Genomic DNA, 23,311 nt, shown 5'->3' on the forward strand with positions numbered 1-23,311 from the left:
CCTCTAATTATACTGATATTTAAATTAAATTATATCATATATAAAATATTATTTAATATTGTTAACACAACACTTATCTTCTAATTAAATTAATATAAACTTATTAATTTTTAGGTAATAATAATGTAAATTCACTTCCTTGTCCTTCTACAGACTTAACCATAATACTTCCACCTTGGTCTTCTAAGATCTTTCTAGTTAAATACAATCCTACTCCACTACCCTCAATATGGTCTTGCTCTACATTTTTACACCTGTAAAATCTTTTAAATATATTATTAAACTCTTTTTTATTTATTCCTCTTCCATTATCTTTTATAAGTATCTTAATATAATTTAAGCTTTCTTCAATATCTAAATATATTTTTCCACCTTCATTAGTATATTTTATTCCATTTTCTAAAACATTAAAAATAGCTTCTTCAGTCCACTTAGTATCGTGTTTAACTACTATATCTTCTTTTATTTCTCCTAATTTAATATTTATTTTTTTATTATTAGCCTTAATATAAGCACTATTATAGGCTCTTATAATAGTATTAGTTAAGTTATTATATTCAGGCTTTAACCTTATCATTGCAACTTCTAATCTAGATATATTAACTAATGAGTCTATTAGAGAGTGTAACTTATTTATATTTTTATTGCTCATCTCGAAAAATTCTTTTTTCTCCTCTAAAGTTAATTCATCCTCCTCTAATATAGAATTACACATACTTATTGATGCTAATGGAGTTTTTAATTGATGTGATATATCTGTTACTAAAGCCTTCGAACTTTCTTTTTCCTCTTCTAACTTGGCATAGTTAAAACTTATATTTCTTCCTAATTGACCTAGTTGTGAACTAATTACACTTACAATTCCTTCATCATTAAATTCATCTTTATAATCAAGATTACCACTTATAAAATTATCTAATATATTTGATATTCTTCCTAAGTAACCAAATATGTATTTAATAAAAAATATCATAATAGAAGCAATTATTACTACAATAATAGCTACTGTAATTATGTTGTTAATCATATATGAATTTTTATATGATATAAAAGTAGGATCCTCACTCATTTTAACCTTCAAATTATACCCATATTTATTTAATATCTCTTCACCTGTTTTCTCTGAATCATTACTACTGTCATTAAATAATAATGCATTTACTATGTTAGACTCTTCATCTGGATATTCCTTAACTAAATTTCCTACTACTCTTTGGAAAGATTTTATTTGAGTATTATGAATAAGATTAAATTGTTTATACTGAAAATTTAAAAATCCACCTATTAAAAATAAAGTTATTATAAACATTACTATATATACTCTTTTTATTTTTGGTTCAAATATAACTTTATTCATCATATCTTATTGCACTCCTCATTCCACCTATAACCTACTCCCCTTATATTCTTAATAAACATAGGATCTGATGGAATAGGTTCTATTTTTTCCCTTAACCTTCTTATGTTAACTGCAACAGTATTTTCATCTACAAATATTCCATCCTTATCCCATAATGATTCTAACAATTGCTCTTTAGTAACAACTTGTAATGGATTATTTATAAGACAATTTAATAGCTTGTACTCATTTTTGCTTAAAATAATTTCTTCCTCATTATTAATTAACTTCATTTCATCAGCATAAAACTTTAAGTGCTTACATTGAATACCTCTTTTATTAGTAGTTTCATTTGATACTCTTCTCATTAAAGCATTTACTTTTGATATTAAAACCATAAGACTAAAAGGCTTAGTTATATAGTCATCAGCTCCTAAGTCATATCCTGTAACCATATCAACTTCTTGATCTAAAGCTGTTAAAAATATTAAAAGTACATTGCTTTTCTTTCTTATTTCTTGACAAAGTTCAAATCCATCCCCCTCTTCTAACCCTACATCACTTATAACTAAATCTATTTTATTATTATTAAATATTTCTAAAGCCTCACTAACTTTAGCTGCTGTAAAAACTTCATATCCTTCTTTTTTTAGCCTGAAACTAACCCCTCTACTTAAAGATAAATCATCTTCAACCAATAGTATCTTTTGCATATAATACTCTCCCCTTTATAAAACATTTATTCTAAATTATACCATAAAAAAAAAGAAGGTGTTTAAATAAATACCTTCTTTTTAAAACTACTATTCACTATATCTTACTCTATCTACTAATGATTCTTTTCTAAAATTGCTAGCTATTAAATAAGTTATTAAAATTTGAGCAACCGTAACTGCTGCTACCATTATTATAGTTTGTACTAATGGATAATGATATGTTGCATATGATGCCCCTGAATTTTTAAATATTAGAAATGCAATATACCCAATAACATTTCCTAAAGTTAATATTATTCCTAAAGAACCAAATGTATAAAATAATCCTTCCATTTGTAGCATTTTTACTAATTGACTATCTGAAAGTCCTATAGCTTGTAACATTCCAAGCTCCTTCTTTCTTGTAATTATACTAGTTACCATTGTATTTATAAGATTTACAAATCCTATAACCCCTAATATTATTACTAACGAATACCCCAAAGTTTTTGTTACACCTAATACCATTTCATTTAGTTTTATACTTTCTTCTAATGAACTCATAATTATAAATCCATTGCTCTTTGTTATTTCTTCTAAATAACTTTCTACTTCATCTAATTTATTACTTGAAACTTTAATCCCAACCATTGAAGTTATGTCTGTTTTTATTAAATCTTTTCCAACAGAATACGGAATTAAGAAATCCTCTCCTGAAAGGTCTGAAATTGCAACAATTTCAAACTCCTTATTTATCTCTTCAGTTCCATCCTTTATAGTTATATTAATTTTATTTCCAACCTTAATCCCCATTTCAGCTGCATATCCTGGATTAGTATAAATTAAACCTTTACCACAATTTAAAATTTCATTATTAACTTCACCATCAATTAAGTTTTCTTCTATTTTTTTAATATAATCCTCATCATATGAACCAATGGTAGTATATTGTTTTTCACCTAAAGCCATATATGATCCTTGAATAGTTTCTTCTGTTGTTATTTCTTTAACTCCATCTAATTCTAATAACTCTTTTCTTAATTTTTCTCCTAAAGGATTATCTACTTGTAATTCTGCTAATGTCATTTCTGAATCATCACTTAATTCAAAATTTGTTAAGTTTAATGTAAAATCCTCATCTCCATGTTGCGTTGCCATTGCTCTTGCATCCATACTAGCCATTATTGTAGACATTGTTATATATAATATTCCACTTAAAGAAAGTGATATTAATGTAATTGCTGTTTTCTTTTTATTTCTTGCAATATTAGCAAATGTTAATCTTTTTAAAGTAACCTCTTCATATCCCTCTCTATTGTTTTTACCATTATTCTCTCCATTATATCTCATTGCCTCAACTGGTGAAACTTTTGATGCTATTTTCATAGGCTTTATTAATGATAAAAATACTGTTAAGTAACATAAAATAAATACTGCTATTATAACTGGTAAATTAAGTCCACCTACACCATACTTACTAAATCCAATAAGTTTAACTATAATAAAATCACTTATTAAATAGCCAATTAATATTCCAACTGGAATTGATATAGTTGCTAATACTAAACCTTCTCTTAGTATAAGATTCTTTATTTGTCTTTTAGTAGCTCCAATAGCTCTAAGTTTTCCATACTCTTGTACTTTATTTATTACTGACACATAAAAAATACTGTAAATAACTAATATACTTGAAAGTATAACTATTAATGCAATTACAATTCCCCCAACTATAATTTCTGGTTCTGGATTCATAGCTTCTATATAATCATCATTCATTCTTACATCATATTCTTGTATTCCAATATCTGCTGCAACTTGTTTAACCTTATCTTTTATTTCAGTTGCAGATAACTTACCATCACCAACTACTCTTATATAAGTACTAAAAGTTATATCATCTGAATACTCCATATTTTTTAAAAACTCTTCTGAAATTATTGAAGTATAATTTTTATTTGCTTTATTAAATTCTGAAGTTTCAATTATACCACTTAATATAAAATCGTAACTTTTAGCTTCTTCATCTTTCCTTGATTCATATTTAAGTGTTAATTTTTCTCCAACCTTTGCCTCAATACCTATAGCTTTTAAAAATCCATCTTGAACTGCTATTTCATTTTCCTTTATAGGCATTTTACCTTCTATAAATTTTACATTTCCCATTTCTGCACTATCTTCATCTGTATAAATAATTGATAAAGTATTTTCATTTTCTTCTGCTACGCCTACTGTTCTAAGAACTCCGAACTTTTCTATATCTATATTATTTTTTATTATATCTAACTCTTTTATAGTTATATTTTTATATGTTGAATGATATGAACCTGCTCTTTCAATAGTTATTTCTTTATTAGCTTTTACCCAATTTAAACAAGTTAACCCTACAGAAGTTAAAAGAATTGTTGTTAGCATTATTGTAAAAGCTATTAAAATACTTTTTGACTTATTATTTTTTAAATTACCCTTTGCTAAGCTTGATAATGTACTCATTAGCTCACCACCTTACCATCTTCAATATTTATAACTCTATCTGCCATTTGAGCTATTCCTTCATCATGAGTGATCATTACAATTGTTTGATTATACTTTTTAGCACTCATTTTTAATAAAGTTAATACTTCTTCTTCAGTTTTAGAATCTAAATTACCTGTTGGCTCATCTGCTAATATTATTGCTGGTTTAGATGCTATTGCTCTTGCAATTGCTACTCTTTGTTGTTGTCCACCTGATAATGTATTAGGCATGCTTTTTTTCTTATTATCTAAACCTAAAGTCTTTAATATATCATTTGTAAATTCAACATCAACTTTTCTTCCATCTAGTCCTATTGGTAATACTATATTTTCCCAAACATTAACTGAAGGTATTAAATTATAGTATTGAAATATAAACCCTATTTTTCTTCTTCTAAATACAGCAAGCTGCTCTTCTTTCATATTTGAAATATCATTGTTATCTATTAAAACTTTACCTGAAGTTGGCCTATCTAAAGCTCCAAGCATATGAAGTAATGTACTTTTTCCTGAACCTGATTTACCTACTATTGCAACAAATTCTCCCTCTTTTATTTTTATATTTGTATTATCAATTGCTTTAACTAAGCTCTCACCTTTTCCATAATGCTTATTTAAATTTATTGTTTCTAATATATTTTTCATTTATAAAACCTCCGTAAATTTCTCCTAATTTCTAATCTATAATTAAAGTATAAAGCTTATCTCTTTCAATAATCTTTCAATAAAACTTACAGTTTTGTAAGTCTTTAAAAAAACTGTCTGCAGAGTTAATCTACTATATAGATTAGCCTTGCAGACAGTTTTATTTTAATTATATATACCTTAATTCAGAAAAACTTTTATTTATTAATTAATTCCAATATTTAGCTGCACCTCGGAGGCGCTTACATTATTTGGTTGTTCCTTATTTTTACATGTACTGTAGTTCCTTTATCTTTTCCACTAACAATTTCAATATTTCCATTATGCATTTCAACAATATATTTAGCTATTGATAATCCTAATCCTGATCCTGGTATGTTTTGATTTCTATGTTTTTCACTTCTATAAAACTTACTAAATACTAATTTTAGCTCATCTTGTGCAATTCCTATACCATTATCTCTACATATAATTTCTAATCCATCACTAATTTTACTAAAGCTAATACTGATCACTCCATCATTATCAGTATACTTTATAGAATTACTAACTATATTATTAATAACTTGTGTAATTTTTTCTTCATCTAAGTTAATTAATAAGTTAGGTATATCACCATTTACTTCAAATCTTCTTCCACTAGAAGCTACATCCATGGAAACCTCTTCTAATAATTCTTCAAAAAACTCTTTAGAATAAACCTCTTTTTTATTAATTGTCATTTGATTTATTTCTGCTTTAGAAAGCTCTAATATATCATCCAAAAGCTTATTTAATACTCTAGATTTTTTTAATATTATTCCTATATATCTCTTTATATCCTTTTCTTCTTTAACTACTCCATCTATTATCCCTTCACAATATCCTGAGATATTTGCAATTGGTGTCTTTAAATCATGAGATATACAGGCTAAAAGTTCTTTTTCTGCCCTTTTAATATTTTCCTCTTTTTCTCTGGCAACTACTAATGAATCTCTCATTGCTTCAAAGTCATGAGAAAATTCTCCTATTTCACCATGATAATCATAGTTAACATATTCTAAATAATTTCCCTTTAAAATTTCCCTAGCAGATTTATGCATTTGCTTTATTGGATTTAATACATCTTTGCTAATGATACTATATATCTTATAAAGTATAAAAATAATTGTACCCAAAATACCAAATGATATAAATCCATAAATTGACTTATAATTAATATCATTTCTAATTGCTAATATATCTTCTTTAGGTATTGTAAATATAACTATATTTTCAATTTTTCCATCTATTATTAAGGATGTAGAATACCTAATTTCATTACTATCCTTTATTTCATACCAACTATCAAAGGAAAGGCTATTTAAAGAAATCTCTTTTTCTTTAATATTTTCTGTTGATTTAATTACTTTTCCATCAAGTGAAATAATAGTATATTTATATAGCTCATTATTATCTTCATGACCATTTAAAATATTATTTAGTTGATTTGAAACTAATATTCTACAACTTTTGTTAATATCATTAAAATAATCTTCTATGTATAAGAACTTTAAGCTAATACATAAAACTACTATTAAAAATATAAGTATTGCTAAAAACTTTATTAATTTGTTTCTTATATAATTATTCATTGCAATACTCCCACTTGTAACCTACACCCCATACAGTTTTAATGGAGTTCTTACCAATATCTCCAAGCTTTGAGCGTAATCTCTTTACATATACTGCAATTGTGTTTTCATCCATAAACTCACTACATCCCCAAATTCCATCATATAGTTGTTCCTTAGTAAATACTTGTCCTGAATGTTTACAAAAATAATCTAAGATTTGAAACTCTTTTGTAGTTAAATCAACTTCTTTATTATTCAGCGTAACCTTGTAACTTTTTGAGTATATTTTCAAATTACCATAATCTATAATATCTTCCTCTATTATCTTATTTTCAACTAAACTAGCCCTTCTTATCTGAGCTTTTATCCTTGCTAATAATTCCATTGGTGAAAATGGCTTAGTTATATAATCATCAGCTCCTACTCCTAATGATAATATCTTGTCCATTTCTCCTGATTTTGCAGATAACATAATTATTGGAACATTTGAACTTTCTCTTATCTTCCTACAAACTGTTATTCCATCTAATTCTGGTAACATTATATCTAATACAACTAATTCAACTTTTTCACTAGTTGCTATATTAAGACCTTTAGCTCCATTTTCTGCAATTACTCCTGTATAACCTTCAATTCTTAAATAATCAGTAATAAGATTTGCTAAATCATTATCATCTTCAACTATTAATATTTTTCCCTTTTCCATTCTCTAATTCCCCTAAATAAATTTTAAGCTCAGCAAAATTATATTTACTGAGCTATTAATTACATTTTAACTTTTATAACATAAAATTACAATATTCTACCAAGACTTTTCTTCTAAAAATTCTTGAACCCTTTCTCTTCTTTCTCTAGCATTTTCTTCAGTATACTTTCCTAAATTTAATTCCCCATCAATTCTACCATCTTTAATATAAAGAATTCTATTTGCTCTTAAAGCTGTTTTAATATCATGAGTTACCATTACTATAGATTGACCTTTATCATTAATTTCACTTAGCATATCTAACACTACTTTTCCTGTAGATGAATTTAACGCACCTGTTGGCTCATCTCCAAATATTACTTTAGGATTATTTATAATAGATCTTGCAATTGCAACTCTTTGTTGCATTCCTCCTGAAACTTCTGATGGATACTTATCTTTATGCTCATATAATTCTAAATCCTTTAATAATTTATTTGCTCTTTCTATAATATCTTTTTTATTTTTTCTATTATAAATTGCTGCATAAGTTACATTTTCAAAAATAGTTAGATCTGGTAGTAAATTTATTCCCTGAAATATGAAACTTATATCTTTATTTCTTATTTCTGCTGCCTTTTCTTCATTTATTTTTGAAATATCTCTTCCAAGTAATTCAACTCTGCCTGATGTAGGATTATCCATAGTGCTTAAAGAATATAGTAATGTTGACTTTCCTGAACCTGAACTTCCCATAATTACTGTAAAGTCACCTTTGTATATCTCCATATTTAAATTTTTTAATACATTATTTCCATTTTTCCCTATAATAAAAGATTTACATAAATCCTCTGTTTTTATTATTACATCTCTCATAATTAATTCTCTCCTATTCCCTAATTAACTCTACTGTTGAAATTTTCTTAATTGATCTGTTACAAACATATAATGTTATCATTATTAATACAAATGTTATTAATACTAATCCACTTGTCATTACTAAATTTAATTTAAATACATCAAACCCCATGGCTAATTGAATAACCTTACTTGATGTTGTAATAGCAACTAATATTCCTATTATTGCTCCTAAAATTGCTAAAATCATTATCCTGTAGTTATTTCTTGCTCTAATATATTTTGAAGTAAATCCTAAACTTTTCATTACTCCATAATTTTTTCTATTATCTAAATTGTTTATTAACAATACATTTACTATATTAAATATTCCAAATACTAATACTCCAACTAATAATACTATTGATATTGGTACTGATATCTCTACAACTTGTGAAGCTGCTTCTTTTAATGGTGAATAAATTTTTTCTACTTTTACTCCATCAAACTTTGCTTTTATATCATTCTTTAAAGCTTCATAATCATCTATATTTTTTAAATTAACAAAAGCTACATTTCCAATTGAATTATCACTTATTACATCACTTGTTAATCTCATAGATTGTCCACCACTCATCATAGAAGCAAAACTTCCAACTATTAAAAATTCTTTTTCTTCATCTCCTACTTTTATTTTTATATAGTCACCTAAATCTAAATTATTATTTTTCATTAAATCTACGCTTAAGGATACTTCATTTTTATTTCTTGGATTTATACCTTTTATTATAGAAAAATCCTCTTCATTAAACTTATTGTACATAGTTGCCATTAATGTTCCACCAACAACTTCATATTTTGAAACATCAAGCCCAACTTTACCTTGATCTACAGTATTCCAAATATAATAATCATCAACTCTACTATCTAAATCAATATACTCTTTAACTTCACTTATTGAATTTTCTATATCACTAGGTGCTGATATAATTAAATCTGAATTTGCAGTTCCAAATATCTTATATAAATTATCGTCTAAACTGCTCATTGAATATGCAATGTTTAAAAAGAATATAGATATATAAAATACTAATATAAAAACTATTAAACTTATAAAATTACTTTTCTTATATTTAAAAATATCATTTATAGCCATACAAAAACTTGAACTATTATTTTTAATTAAAGATTTTTTTAACTTTTCTTTTGAAGATGTTACTCCTATATTAATTGCCTCTACCGGCTTTATTTTATTTATACATCTTAATACTGAATACACAGTTATATATACTATTAAATTAAATATTAAAAAAGTCATTAACATTATTCCTACTGAAATTCCATCAAAGCTGTAAGTACCTATATTTTTAAATGCAATATTACAAATATAAGTAATCATTGGAATTGATATTATTATCCCTATTAAAGATGATATTATTGAAACTAGTCCATATCCATATAAATAAATTCTTCTTATTTTCTTTGATGAATATCCCATTGATTTATAAATTCCTATTGATTTATATTCTCTTAATATATTATTTTTTATATTGGATTTTAAAATTAACATTAACATAATTATCAATATAATTCCTGTTATTAAACCAATTCCCCCAATTATACATGATGTCATTGTTGCTGATACTATAAAAAGACTTTTATCAACTATAGCTCCTCCTATTGGTTCATTTATATACTGAACTAATTCATTTGACATTTTACTAGTATCACCATCACAATTAAATGTAACCATATTTGCTTTTGGTAATGATTCTAGCTTCTCTCTATCTGCTTCATTTACATATACAATTAAAATTCCTATAGCAGTTGATGATTGATTTGAATCATTTACTATTGCTGAAATTTTATACTCTAAACTTTTTCCATCTCCATCAATTATTTTAGCTTTATCGCCAACTTTAATATCTCTAGTATTAGCTGTTGTTGATGAAATCCACATTTCCCCACTTTTAGGAGCTTCTGATTTTTTATCTCCTTCTTTAATTTCTATTTTATTGCTTAACTCCTTTTTATTTTCCATTGGTACAACATAGCTCATTAATGTAGTATTATTTTTATTATTAAAAGTTAAGTTAGTTGAAATTGAAAATATATCATATTTATTATAATTTCTTACTTTATCATCTTTATCTTTATAAAAATTATGAATTTTATTTACCACCGATTCATTAGTTGTAATAGTTAAAATATCTGGTGTACTATCTCCTTCATAATATTTTGTTGCAAAGTTTGCTGATACTACAGTAAGTACTGTACTAACACATATCATAGCAATTGATATTGCAAATATTATCCCTAGTAAAAAATTTTGCATTTTTTTCTTTTTTAATTTAGCTAACCACATGTTTTATTCCTCCTATAATTTATTTTTCATATTCTTTATCTTTAATTTCTCTTGTCTATGTTTTTAATTATAGAAAGTGAATCTTTAATGGTTATTTTCTAATTCTTAATAAATTCTTACATCTTTGTATAAAAAAGATAGGTTCAATTCCTATGCCTATCATCTTACTTGCAATAACTATTTTTATATAAAATAATTCATATTTTTAATTATTTTTTATTAAGTTAAACTTTTTTTTCTCTCTTTATATGGTATATTATATTTAGTAATATTTTTGAAAGGAAGTAATTTTATGTTAATAAAGAGAAATTTTGTTATTTTATTCGCCTCCATTGCTTTTATAATTCTTATTTTTATATGTTGTAGCTCTTCATTTAATAGTTCATCTTCATTATCTGCTATAAAATATAATTTTTCACAAGAAAATGATATTAATACTATAACATTCAAAAAACTAAATGGAACTCAAACTATTATTAAAATATCTAATAAAGATGATGTAACATATACATTATCATATTCTATTAATACAACTAAAGGTAAAATTAAACTATATCTTGTTGATTCAAATGATAATATTATTAGTGAATATGATGATAAATCTCAAGAATTATCAATTAATACTAAATCTAATAGTGATATTTTTGTAAAAATTAGTGCTAAGAATGCAAGTGGAAATATTCAATATCAAATTTCACCTAATGATAATACTGTAACTCTTTCTAAAAGTCTTTTTGATTAGAATATTTTAAGTGGGATATTATTATGTCAAAGAAATTATCTAAAAAAAGCTGAAGATACTATAATAATAGAAAAATAGTTTAATTATTTATTAAAAATAACTATTAGAACATTACAAAATGATTTTTTAAATTTTGTAGCGATATACTCTTTGACTTTAAAAAGATTTGTTTCAGGATTAATTTTGAAAATATACTAGAAGCAGAAATTGATGAGTATCTTGGAAGAGATAAGTATCAACATCAAAGTAACATCGAATCACAAAAAGTAAATTATATAAATAGTTATAGTCAAAAGAACCTAATAAGTTTATTTGTAAATGTCTAGCTCGATATACCAAGATATAGAAAGATTCAATTCGAACCTCATATAATAAAAAATATTACTGGAAATTTTGATTTCCAGTAATATTTTTTTATAAGAAACTATATTACACAAAATTATCTACAGTCTCTATTAACCAATTATTTTCCCTACTAAACTCTTTTTTTCTTATCACTAAGTATTCCATAAAATGATAATGCTATTCCTACTATTCCCAATATTAAAGTTAATGCATGTGGCATTATATTAGTTATATTAAACAATGAAGATATTGTCGAAATAACAATTCCTATTCTTAAAAATATATTTAACTCACTTTTCTTCCTCATACTTCTCTCTCCTTTTATTAACTCTCGTAATTTTATATAACTAATTCTTGATTATATAATACTCTAGAATAATCCTCTTAACTATTACTATAAGTCACTATTACAATTACTTAAGTCATTTTTCAATAAATAAAAGGAGAAAGTACATTTTTTTCTTAAGCATTTTTACTACTTATGCATGAGATAATGTAGGAAACATTATGTTTTCATTATTAAAAATACTTTCATTCTTACTCTTAATATATAGAGCATCATTGTCATCATTTAATAATTCTTTATTATATCCTTCAATATTTATAGGGGTAAACCCTAATCTAATAACCTTAGTTTCTTTACTTATTAATGAATTAATAATTATATTCAAGTCTATTTCTTTATCCATAAATACATCTTGAATAAATAATTCTTCCCCATTATACTCACAAATTGCTATTGCATTATAATTTTCAATATAATAAATATTATCCTTCAAGAAATCTAAGCAATAAAACATAATTAAATTTTTATTCTCTTTAACATAAAGCTTTGAAATTTGAATACTATTACTAATTATATTTTCTAAAAACCCCTTGTCATTATTATCATCAATATTTATTTTTCTAACTTTTTCACTATCTTTTTCTTTATTCTTTTTTATAGAGTATTGGTGTTCATAAACTCTTTCAAATCCAAACTTAGGATAAAAATCTAATACAGTATCATTTGCAAAAAGATATATACAATCACATTTATTTTCCCATTCATGTAAAACTTCTTCCATAAGAAATCTTGATAAACCTTGATTTCTATATTCTTCATCAGTCATTACAGTCCCTATTTGGATATAATTTTTTTCTTCTCCTAAAATATTTATTTTCATAATACTTACTGATACATTAGCCACTAATTTGTCATCATCTAATAATGAATATGGAATATATTCTTTTCCCCAGTAACCAGATTCATACCACCTTCTAAAATTAAACCCATAAGTTTTTTCTGTTAAATTATTAAGTCCTTCCCTTAACCTTTCGTTATCTCTATAATCCTTTACATATATATATTCATCACCATCAATTAATACTTTTTCACTCATTTTAAACCCCTCATTTATTTACTCTTTATTTCCTTATCTAAGTTTTTAACTTCTCTCATCGCTTCTTCATATTTCTTCGCTCTTGCATTTGGATTTCTTCGTAATATATTTATAGAATTTATATAAACCTTATTTTCAGTATTATTAATTTTTAATTCATGTGCTTTTAGTCTTGATAAATACTCTGAAAACTCGGCCTTTAATTTACCTGGCTCATCTATAGCTTTTGATGATAGCTCATCAAATTTATCAACATATCTTGATACCTTTTCAACAAACCCCTTCATTGCTTCTTCTTTTAATTCTAAATTTTTTCTAATAATTACTTCAATAGATTGCTTTCTTGTATTCTTCTTAAGTAGCACTTTTTCTTGCTTAATAGCTACTTTTTTAACTAATTTTTCTTGAATAGATTTTATATCTTCGTTAACAAAAGCTTCTACTATCTCTATTCTCTTCTTTACATTAATAAGAGCATCATTTCTTTCAGTAAACTTAATTAAAAGATTCTTTAAGTCCATAGCTTCATTGAATGATTGTACGCCATCAATTGTAATAAAAACAGTTATAATATATGAAATTATTTCTGATATCCTCTCAGGTATGATTATAACTAAGCTTTCTATATTAGGATTAACAAATCTAACTAAAAGTACAGAAAAAACTCCCCAAGCTAAAGACGATATTAAACAAATGTGTCCATTAATATTAAAAGGATCTTTAGTATAATCCCAGTACCTAACATGAAATAATTTCTCCATTACTACCCCAGTTATATATTCTAATATTGTTGCAGAAATCATTCCTATGATAAATACTAATACAAGATTATTCTCAACTTTTAACGTAGAAATTAATACTACTATAGCCCCTGATCCATAAATAGGTAATAATGGCCCTTTTAAAAATCCTCTATTTACCCACTTATGCTTTTTTAAAGATACATAACATGACTCCCATATCCATCCTATAAAACAATAAAGATAAAATAAAAGAAGCCATTGATGTAAGGTATATATGTGCATTCTCTACCCTCATTTCTTAATAATTACTTTATAGTATATTGGTAAATTTTTTTAAAATAAAAATACCTCAAAAAAAAGTTATCTATAATAAGCTTTCTTCTGAGGTCAATTTAGATATATATTAATAATTATATATTTCCTTATATTTCTTATCTAAGTATTCAATAAAATATTTTGCTTGAAGTTCCTCTCCTGTAATTTTCTTTATTAAGTCACTTGGATCATAAAGATTAGCACATTTATGGACATTTTCCCTTAACCATTCATATACTGAAGATAAATTTCCTGTAGCGATTTTATCGTATATACTAGGAACATCTTTAACCATTTTATTTAACATTTGTGCTCCATAAAGATTTCCTAATGCATAACTTGGAAAATATCCAAATGATCCATCTGACCAATGCATATCTTGAAGCACTCCAACCTTATCACTTGTAGGTTCTACCCCTAAATATTCTTTATATTTTTCATTCCAAACTCTTGGCAAATCACTTACTTGAATTTTATCATTTATAAGTAATTTTTCTATTTCATATCTTATAATTACATGAATACTATAAGTTAATTCATCTGCTTCAGTTCTTATTAATGAAGGTTGTACCTTATTTATTGTATTATAAAATTCTTCTTCACTAACGCACTCAAATTGATTAGGAAATTCCTTTTTAGCTTCTTCATATAAATATCCACAAAATGCTTTATTTCTTCCTATTATATTTTCATAAAATCTTGATTGTGATTCATGAATGGCCATAGATGCTGCAACATTTAATCCAGTCCCTTCTAGTGAGTCAGGTATATTTTGTTCATATATTCCATGTCCACCTTCATGTATTGCTGAAAACATTGCTGATGTAAAATCATTTAAGTAGTAATGATTTGTTATTCTAACATCCTTATTACTCATATCTAAAGTATATGGATGTTCAGTTTCATCCATTCTTCCTGATTTAAAATCAAATCCTATAGTCTTTAAAATTTTAATACAAAATCTTTTTTGATTTTCCTTAGGAAATTCTTTTCCCTCAAAGACATTAGAAATTTCTGTTCCACTATTATTTATCTTTTTTAATATAGTAACAATTCCATCTCTTAACTCATCAAAAACCTTATCTAATTTTTCAACAGTAAGTCCCGGCTCATAATCATCTAGTAAGGCATTATACTTGTTACCTTTATAACCTTTATATTTTATCGATTTCTTTGTAAGTTCTACTATTTTTTCTAAAGCAGGTTTAAATATTTCAAAATTATCTTCATTCTTAGCTTTCTCCCAAGCTAATTGTCCTCTAGATGCTGCTAAAGAAAATTCCTTTACAAATTCTTCAGGGAATATTTTTTCCTTTTCATAATTCTTCTTAAGCTCATGTAACATTCTTTTCTGAACAAAATTTAATTTTTCTTCGTTCTTCTCAAAGAATTTAATAAAATCATGAATTTCTTTTGAAACAGATAAATTATGTGCTTGCATTTGCATGAAAGACATAGTTTCTGCTCTTCCCTCTGCCGCATTTTCTGGTATTCCTGTTGTCATGTCCCAATACATGAGACTTCCTACATTTCTATAATGTTCAATAGTTTTTAAATATGTTGAAAGTTCTTTTAACTTCTTCTCTAATTTATCCAAAAATTTGGCCTCCATTCTAATATTTTCTATTCATTTAATTATATACTTTATTTTTAATTAAATGAATAGTCCATTATTACTAGAAAAAAAATGTAATAACCTCCGGTGTCAATCCATATTTTGGATAGACCCCGGAGGTTGATACATTATTTTACAATTCAATACTATTTAACTCTAAACATTATAGCTTCATATGGTCTTAAACTTAATCTCTCAATTAACGTACTAGAATCCTTATAATTACTTAATAAAATATCAGCATGATTGAAATAACCGTCAAAACTAAAAGTAACTTCCTTATCATAGAAATTACAAACTACTAATATCTTATCCCCATTTAACTCTCTAGTATAAGCAAAGATATTTTTATCTTCAGGACATAATAAAGTATAATCACCATAAATTATAGTATCATTATTTTTTCTTATATCTATTAACTTTCTATAATGATGGAAAACTGAATTTTCATCTTCTAAACATTGCTTTGCATTTATCTCATTATAATTTTCATTTACAGCAATCCAAGGAGTTCCTGTTGTAAATCCAGCATTTTCAGAATTATCCCATTGCATTGGAGTTCTTCCATTATCTCTTCCTTTAGCATAAATAGATTCCATTATTTCTTCATGAGTATATCCCTTAGAAAGTCTATCTTTATACATATTTAAAGATTCAATATCTTTATAATCATCTATATCTTCAAATCTTATATTTGTCATTCCAAGTTCTTCACCTTGATAAATATAAGGAGTTCCTTTCATTCCATGAAGAAGCGTTGCAAACATTTTTGCACTTTCTATTCTATATTCCTTATCATTTCCCCATCTTGAAACTATTCTTGGTAAATCATGATTATTCCAGAAAAGACTGTTCCAGCCTTGTCCTTCAAGCTCTGTTTGCCACTTAGATAAAACTTCCTTTAAAGCAAGTAATTCTAATGGCTTAAGGTCCCATTTTTCTTTTCCTTCAATTTGATCTAATCCTATATGTTCAAATTGGAATACCATACTTAATTCTTTTCTTTCTGGATTTGAATAAAGCTTGGCTACCTCTGGAGTTGCTCCCCATGTTTCCCCTACTGTTAATAAGTCATTTCCTTCTAATGCTGCCTTATTCATTTCTTGTAGATATTCATGTAATTTAGGTCCATTTCCTGTTATCATTTCATCTGGAACTTTACCAATAAGGTCAATAACATCCATTCTAAATCCACCAATACCTTTATCTACCCAGAAATTCATCATCTTATAAACTTCATTTCTAACCTTTTCATTTTCCCAATTTAAATCAGGTTGTTTTTTACTAAATAAATGTAAATAGTATTGACCTGTCGTTTCATCATATTGCCATGCACTACCACTAAAGCATGATCCTAAATCATTTGGTTCATGTCCATCTACTGGATCTCTCCATATATAGTAATCTCTATATTCATTATCTTTAGATTTTTTAGCTTCAATAAACCATTTATGTTCATCAGAAGTATGGTTAACAACTAAATCCATAAGAATCTTAATTCCTCTCTCATTAGCTTCCTTTAAAAGATTATCCATATCTTCCATTGTTCCAAATTCATCCATGATATCACAGTAATCACTTATATCATATCCATTATCATCATTTGGAGATTTATAAACTGGGCTAAGCCAAATAACATCTATCCCAAGCTCTTTTAGATAATCTAACTTTTCCCTAATTCCGTTAATATCACCTATTCCATCACCATTACTATCATTAAAGCTTCTTGGGTATATTTGATATACTACTGAGCTATGCCACCATTGTCTTTCCATATTTGTTACCTCCACATTATAAAAACTCAATTTATCTTTTTATTACAATTAATGATTTATAATGTGATTATACATAATATTATCATTACCTTACTTGCAAAATATAGGCTTTTTTTAACACAATAATGCTATTTTTTATTTTATTTTCTTAATAATGTTAATGCCTCCTAGGAATATCCATTATATGGGTGTTCCCCGGAGGCACTGACATTATATGGATTTTATTAATAATAATAATGTTCCAACTACAATTAAAATTAATCCTAATAATGATTTTTTTGATAATTTTTCTTTTAAAAATATATAAGCAAATAATACAGTTACTAAAATACTAAGCTTATCTATTGGAACAACTATGGAAGCTAGTCCATCTTGTAAAGCCTTATAATAGCAAAGCCATGACGCACCGGTTGCTATTCCAGAGAAAATTAAAAATATTAAACTATTCTTATCAATCTTCTTAACATCACCTTGTTTTTTAGTAGCAAAAACTATAACCCAAGCCATTACAAGTACAACTATTGTTCTAATTGCTGTTCCTAAGTTTGATTCAATATTTTCTATACCAACCTTACCTAATATAGATGTCAATGAGGCAAATAGAGCTGATAATAAAGCATATATTAACCATGCTTTTCCCTTAACTACCTTTTCTACTTCTTCTTTCTTTTGAATCATTAAGTATGTTCCAATAGCTATTCCTATAATTCCAATTACCATATTTATAGTTATCTTTTCATTTAAGAAAATAAAAGCTAAAATCATAGTTAATATTGTACTACTTTTATCAATAGGTACTACTTTATTAACATCTCCTAGTTGTAAAGCCTTAAAATAACATAGCCAAGATCCTCCTGTTGATAAACCTGATAAAATTAAGAATAAAAAAGTTTTTCCATCAATATTTACTATTGTACTTTGTGATCCAATTAAAAATACCATTATCCATGAAAAAATTAAGACTATAATAGTTCTTATAGCTGTAGCTAAATGAGAATCAACGTCTTTTATCCCTACCTTAGCTAAAATAGATGTAATCCCCGCAAAAAATGCAGATCCAAAAGCATAAATCAACCACATATACATTCTCCTTTTGTTTTAATAAGTAAAGAGGTTGCCTTATACAACCTCTTTACTTATTTTACATTATTTATATTATTACATTATAACTTTAATAAATTATTTTATATTATTTTCAACTAATTCTATATTCTTAATGTCTTCAACTCTTAATATCTTTATTTGAGTATCGCCTTTTTTATTAGTATTCCGAAATTTTATCCATTCATTATAAAATACTCCCCTAGTTAAAGGCAACTATTTCCTTTCTCTAGGGGAAATTTTTATTATTCTATATTTTCATTTAATATACTTAAGATATCTTTTTTATTGGTTATTACTCTTGGTATCTTAATTTGACTCTTTGAAACTCCTTTAGATATTAAAAACTTCTTTATATTATCAAAAGTATTTTTTCTGATAACAATAACTCCTATACATGCTAACTTATTACTCTTTCTAAATCTTCCATAAGCTAAATTAGCCTTCTGCAATTCTAAATCAAGAGTCTTTTCCAATAATTTTAACCTACTCTTTGGTAACTCATTATTAAACTCAAAATAAAAAATATATCTTCCTGGTGTTATTGAATTATCCTCTAATGTTGTATAATCAACTAAAGATAAATCAAGCTTACTCATAGTATTACTTATTGCTACTTTTAAGTGCTCTTCTGTAGTTTTTTCAGCATACATATTTAAAACCTGATTTTTCCTATATAAAAACTCTACCTCTGGTGAATTATTATAATAATCAACTACTTTAACAACATCACCTAATCTATATCTATAAAATCCAGCATAACTAGTTATTATAATTTCATATTCCTCTCCTACCTTTAATTCATCTATACAATAAGTCTCTGGATTTTTCTTATTACTTTCTTCTATTGGAATAAATTCATAAAATGCAGTATCAGGAATTATAACATATCTTATTTTCTCTGCATATGGATTAATTCCCATCATTGCTTCAGTTGCTGCATAAGCCGGTGAGTATATAGGCAAAGATTCAGTATAATAATTAACCATATCATCATATATAGAAAAATTAGCTCCTGTTACTGATGCAATATAAATTAATTTAGGCCATATTCTTCTACATATTCCTTCAAACCCTTTAGTAAATTCTAATTCTATTTCATCAGCTCGTCCTGCATTAGGCCTTAAATATTTATTTAGCTTTTTTCTTGTATCTTCATCAATATTTAAATTCCTGTTTATGCTACCTCTCCTAATATCTCTTACTAATAAATCTGCATTGTCTTCTAATACTCTTAATGCATCTAAAACATTAGATATAAAAACGCCACTTATATAAGTTAAATTTTTGTCTTCAAGAGCAAATAACAAATGCAAATATAATGCTGTATTTTTATCTTTAATTTTCATTACTTCATATGGTGAAGTATATATCTTAGGCAATATTAATTTTATAGAATCCATTCCCCCGGATGTAGCAGAACATATAGGTACCCCACCTTGGGAATAAGTTGTCATTACAGTATCTGCTAACATCAATCCTCTCCCATAATTCCATTGTTCCTTAAAATTATTATAAGCAAACCTTTCAAGTAATAATGCCATATACTTACTTCCAACTTCTCTAGACTTTTTAGTTACTGGGACTAATTTTTGCTTACCTGTAGTTCCTGAAGTATGTCCAAAGTATTCAACATCTTCAGTAAACAAAATATTTTTTTCTCCTATTAACATTTCTTCTATATACTTTTCATAAGATGCATAATTGGTAATTGGAACCTTACTTTTATATTCATTTATTGATTTTATAGAGTTAAATTTATATTCTTTACCATACTTACATTTCTTATTTTTATTTAATATCTTAAATAAAACCTGTTCATTTACTTTTTTAGAATTTATCGTATATTGATTAAAATATTTTTCTAGCACTCCTCCTGCTATAATCATACTACAATATACTGCTTTACTTATTATGCTCGTTTTAAAGCACTTCCTATATATTTTTGTCACAATATTATATGATATAAAAAAATATGTGTGTATTCTACATTTAGTTGCATCTTGAATACACACATATTATTTATTTATGTTTATGTTGTAGCCTTTCACCTATAGATGTCAATATACTAGCTAATATTATTGAGATAACAGCAGCTATTAATACTGAAATTTTTGATACACTAAGCTCAATTTTCTCACCTGCAAATGCAAGTTCTGATACAAATAGTGACATTGTAAATCCTATTCCTGCTAAAATTGATACTTCTAAAACATCATACCATGATGTATCCTTAGGCCTTTTAGTTATTCCTATCAAGCTTCCTAAATATCCAAAAAGCATAATTCCAAGTGGTTTTCCTATAACTAATCCTAATATTATTCCTATCATTAATGGATAATCTCTTGTTAAATTTAAACTTCCACCTAAGGCTATTCCTGTATTAGCAAAAGCAAACAAAGGAAGTATTACATAATTAGATAATTCAGTATTTGCTAATATTAAAGCTAATACTGTAGTTGCTAATAATAATATTCCTGGAAAGGCCTCTGAATTTAATATACTTTTTTTATTATTGTTTCCCATAACACTCCTCCTGCTATGAAATTAATCATTTCTATAATAGTAGTATTGTGTAAATCTTAAAATTGTATGTGATTTAAAATATAAAAAATAAAGCACTAAAATCTTTTACGATTTTTAGCGCTTTATTTTTTACCTATATATCAACTTATTCTGATACTTTCTTCTTTAATAATGCTAACATTGCCATTCCTACTACAGAACCTATAACAACTGCAGCTAAGAATCCAAATGGATTTCCTATTACAGGTAATACAAATATTCCACCATGAGGAGCTCTTAATTGACAGTTAAATAACATTGTAAGTGCTCCAGCTGTTGCAGAACCTAATACACATGAAGGTATAACTCTTAATGGATCTGCTGCTGCAAAAGGAATTGCTCCTTCTGTTATAAATGATAATCCCATAATGTAATTTGTAAGTGCTGATTGTCTTTCTCTCTTTGTAAACTTATTTTTAAAGAATGTTGATGCTAAAGCTATTGCAAGTGGTGGAACCATACCACCAGCCATTACTGCTGCCATTACTTCATAGTTACCAGATGCAAGTGATGCTGTACCAAATACGTATGCTGCTTTATTGAAAGGACCACCCATATCAATTGACATCATACCCGCAACAACAATTCCTAATAATACCTTACTTGTTCCACCCATTGAGTTAAGGAAATGTGTAATTGCTTCATTTATTCCACCAAAGAATGGATTTACAAATATCATTATTACACCAATTAATCCAATACCAAAGAAAGGATATAATAATGTTGGTTTTAAACCTTCTAATGCTTGTGGTAATTTATCAAATATCTTCTTTAATCCTAATACTAAGTAACCACCTAGGAATCCTGCAAATAATGCTCCTAAGAATCCTCCACTGATAACTGATACTGAAGAATCAAATGCACTTGCATAAGTTGTTCCTAAATTAGCTAACATACCACCAACAAAACCAACAGCAAGACCTGGTCTATCTGCAATACTCATTGAAATATATCCTGCTAATACAGGTAGCATAAATCCAAATGCAGTTTCACCTATAGTTTTTATTAATGCAGCTATTGGCGTATTTTTACCAAAGTTAGCTGGGTTAATACTGTAATTGTCTAATAAGAATGCTAAAGCTATTAATATACCTCCACCAATAACAAATGGTAACATATGAGATACACCATTCATTAAGTGTTTATATATTTGTCTTCCAAAGCTTTCTCCTTCTTCTGATGATGAACCTTCGCTATCACTTCCACCTGCATGATGGTAAACTGGCGCATCTCCACTAGTAGCTCTATTTAATAATTCTTCTGTTTTATGAATTCCATTTGCAACCTTAGTTTGAATAACTCTTTTTCCTTCAAATCTAGCCATCTCAACCTTTTTATCAGCTGCAACTATTATACACTCCGCATTAGCTATTTCTTCATCAGTTAAAACATTTTTAGCTCCTCCTGAACCATTAGTTTCAACCTTTATTGAAATTCCCATATCTTTAGCTTTATTTTCTAAAGCTTCAGCTGCCATAAATGTATGAGCTATACCTGTTGGACATGCAGTAACGGCTAATACTCTATATCCATTAGATTGTGCCTTTTGAGCTTCTTCTTTATCATTTTCTGCTTTTAATTTATCATTTTCCTTAGAATCTATAAGTGATAAGAATTCATCAACACTTTTAGCATTTATTAATTGTTCTTTAAAATCTGGATCCATTAGCATCATTGATAATCTTGCTAATACATCTAAGTGAAGGTTGTTTTCTCCTTCTGGTGCTGCTATCATAAAGAATAATTTTGCTGGTTCACCATCTAATGAATCATAATCAACTCCATTAGTAAGTACCATTGCACTAAGACCTGCTTCTTTTACTGCACTTGTCTTAGCATGTGGAATTGCTATATTATCACCAATTCCTGTTGTACTTAAGCTTTCTCTTTCTAAAACAGCATTTTTATATGCTGCTTTATCTCTTAATCTTCCTGTAGCATCCATTAAATCAACTAATTTATTTATTGCTGCTTCTTTTGAATCTACTTTAGGATTAAGGGCTATACCATTCTTTTTTAATAAATCAGTAATTTTCACTTTTTCTTCCTCCTTA

Annotated in this window: 18 protein-coding genes; 1 reads left to right on the forward strand and 17 read right to left on the reverse strand. The window is 26.5% G+C overall.

All coding sequences use genetic code 11. From position 1 onward, the window contains the following. Nucleotides 1-103 precede the first annotated feature (103 nt). From I2E98_RS01520 to I2E98_RS01555, 8 genes are all read right to left on the reverse strand, one after another. Complete coding sequence (locus tag I2E98_RS01520) at nt 104-1,360, reverse strand: HAMP domain-containing sensor histidine kinase (RefSeq protein ID WP_195467215.1); 1,257 nt, start codon at nt 1,358-1,360, stop codon at nt 104-106. Then, a complete protein-coding gene (locus I2E98_RS01525; protein ID WP_195467216.1) occupies nt 1,357-2,052 on the reverse strand; it encodes a response regulator transcription factor in 696 nt (231 codons plus the stop codon). The genes I2E98_RS01520 and I2E98_RS01525 overlap by 4 nt, the downstream gene beginning before the upstream one ends. 90 nt (nt 2,053-2,142) lie before the next feature. After that, complete coding sequence (locus tag I2E98_RS01530; RefSeq protein WP_195467217.1) at nt 2,143-4,524, reverse strand: FtsX-like permease family protein; 2,382 nt, start codon at nt 4,522-4,524, stop codon at nt 2,143-2,145. Continuing rightward, complete coding sequence (locus I2E98_RS01535) at nt 4,524-5,192, reverse strand: ABC transporter ATP-binding protein (protein WP_195467218.1); 669 nt, start codon at nt 5,190-5,192, stop codon at nt 4,524-4,526. Before I2E98_RS01535 ends, I2E98_RS01530 begins: the two co-directional genes overlap by 1 nt. Nucleotides 5,193-5,434: 242 nt before the next feature. Further along, nucleotides 5,435-6,805, reverse strand: a complete 1,371-nt coding sequence (locus I2E98_RS01540; protein ID WP_195467219.1) for a HAMP domain-containing sensor histidine kinase — start codon at nt 6,803-6,805, stop codon at nt 5,435-5,437. Further along, a complete protein-coding gene (locus I2E98_RS01545) occupies nt 6,798-7,493 on the reverse strand; it encodes a response regulator transcription factor (protein WP_195467220.1) in 696 nt (231 codons plus the stop codon). Before I2E98_RS01545 ends, I2E98_RS01540 begins: the two co-directional genes overlap by 8 nt. 96 nt (nt 7,494-7,589) lie before the next feature. Next, on the reverse strand, nt 7,590-8,348 hold the full coding sequence (locus I2E98_RS01550; protein WP_195467221.1) for an ABC transporter ATP-binding protein: 759 nt from the start codon (nt 8,346-8,348) through the stop codon (nt 7,590-7,592). 13 nt (nt 8,349-8,361) lie between these two features. Next, nucleotides 8,362-10,674, reverse strand: a complete 2,313-nt coding sequence (locus tag I2E98_RS01555) for an FtsX-like permease family protein (RefSeq protein WP_195467222.1) — start codon at nt 10,672-10,674, stop codon at nt 8,362-8,364. A gap of 292 nt (nt 10,675-10,966) precedes the next feature. Here I2E98_RS01555 and I2E98_RS01560 point away from each other — a divergent pair, with 292 nt between their 5' ends. Beyond that, nucleotides 10,967-11,416, forward strand: coding sequence for a hypothetical protein (locus I2E98_RS01560; protein WP_195467223.1), 450 nt, complete (start codon nt 10,967-10,969; stop codon nt 11,414-11,416). A gap of 475 nt (nt 11,417-11,891) precedes the next feature. On the opposite strand, the gene I2E98_RS01565 is transcribed toward I2E98_RS01560, so the two are convergent. From I2E98_RS01565 to I2E98_RS01605, 9 genes are all read right to left on the reverse strand, one after another. Next, the gene (locus I2E98_RS01565) at nt 11,892-12,068 is read right to left on the reverse strand and encodes a hypothetical protein (RefSeq protein ID WP_195467224.1); all 177 of its coding nucleotides are present in this window, start codon (nt 12,066-12,068) and stop codon (nt 11,892-11,894) included. Between the two features lie 172 nt (nt 12,069-12,240). Next, the gene (locus I2E98_RS01570) at nt 12,241-13,143 is read right to left on the reverse strand and encodes a GNAT family N-acetyltransferase (RefSeq protein ID WP_195467225.1); all 903 of its coding nucleotides are present in this window, start codon (nt 13,141-13,143) and stop codon (nt 12,241-12,243) included. Between the two features lie 14 nt (nt 13,144-13,157). After that, nucleotides 13,158-14,168 (reverse strand): putative ABC transporter permease, encoded by a 1,011-nt coding sequence (locus I2E98_RS01575; protein ID WP_195467226.1) that lies wholly within the window; start codon nt 14,166-14,168, stop codon nt 13,158-13,160. 121 nt (nt 14,169-14,289) lie between these two features. Further along, nucleotides 14,290-15,798 carry a carboxypeptidase M32 gene (locus tag I2E98_RS01580; protein ID WP_347708006.1) on the reverse strand — a complete coding sequence of 503 codons (1,509 nt, stop codon included), beginning with the start codon at nt 15,796-15,798 and terminating at the stop codon, nt 14,290-14,292. Between the two features lie 164 nt (nt 15,799-15,962). Next, on the reverse strand, nt 15,963-17,591 hold the full coding sequence (locus I2E98_RS01585) for an alpha-glucosidase (protein WP_195467228.1): 1,629 nt from the start codon (nt 17,589-17,591) through the stop codon (nt 15,963-15,965). Between the two features lie 210 nt (nt 17,592-17,801). Beyond that, a complete protein-coding gene (locus tag I2E98_RS01590) occupies nt 17,802-18,671 on the reverse strand; it encodes an EamA family transporter (RefSeq protein ID WP_195467229.1) in 870 nt (289 codons plus the stop codon). A gap of 266 nt (nt 18,672-18,937) precedes the next feature. After that, on the reverse strand, nt 18,938-20,581 hold the full coding sequence (locus tag I2E98_RS01595; RefSeq protein ID WP_195467230.1) for a GH3 auxin-responsive promoter family protein: 1,644 nt from the start codon (nt 20,579-20,581) through the stop codon (nt 18,938-18,940). A gap of 133 nt (nt 20,582-20,714) precedes the next feature. Continuing rightward, complete coding sequence (locus I2E98_RS01600) at nt 20,715-21,218, reverse strand: Na+/H+ antiporter NhaA (protein WP_243250899.1); 504 nt, start codon at nt 21,216-21,218, stop codon at nt 20,715-20,717. Between the two features lie 145 nt (nt 21,219-21,363). After that, on the reverse strand, nt 21,364-23,295 hold the full coding sequence (locus I2E98_RS01605; protein ID WP_195467231.1) for a fructose-specific PTS transporter subunit EIIC: 1,932 nt from the start codon (nt 23,293-23,295) through the stop codon (nt 21,364-21,366). Between the last annotated feature and the right edge of the window lie 16 nt (nt 23,296-23,311).

Source organism: Clostridium sp. D43t1_170807_H7, assembly GCF_015555905.1.
Classification (GTDB): Bacteria; Bacillota; Clostridia; order Clostridiales; family Clostridiaceae; genus Clostridium.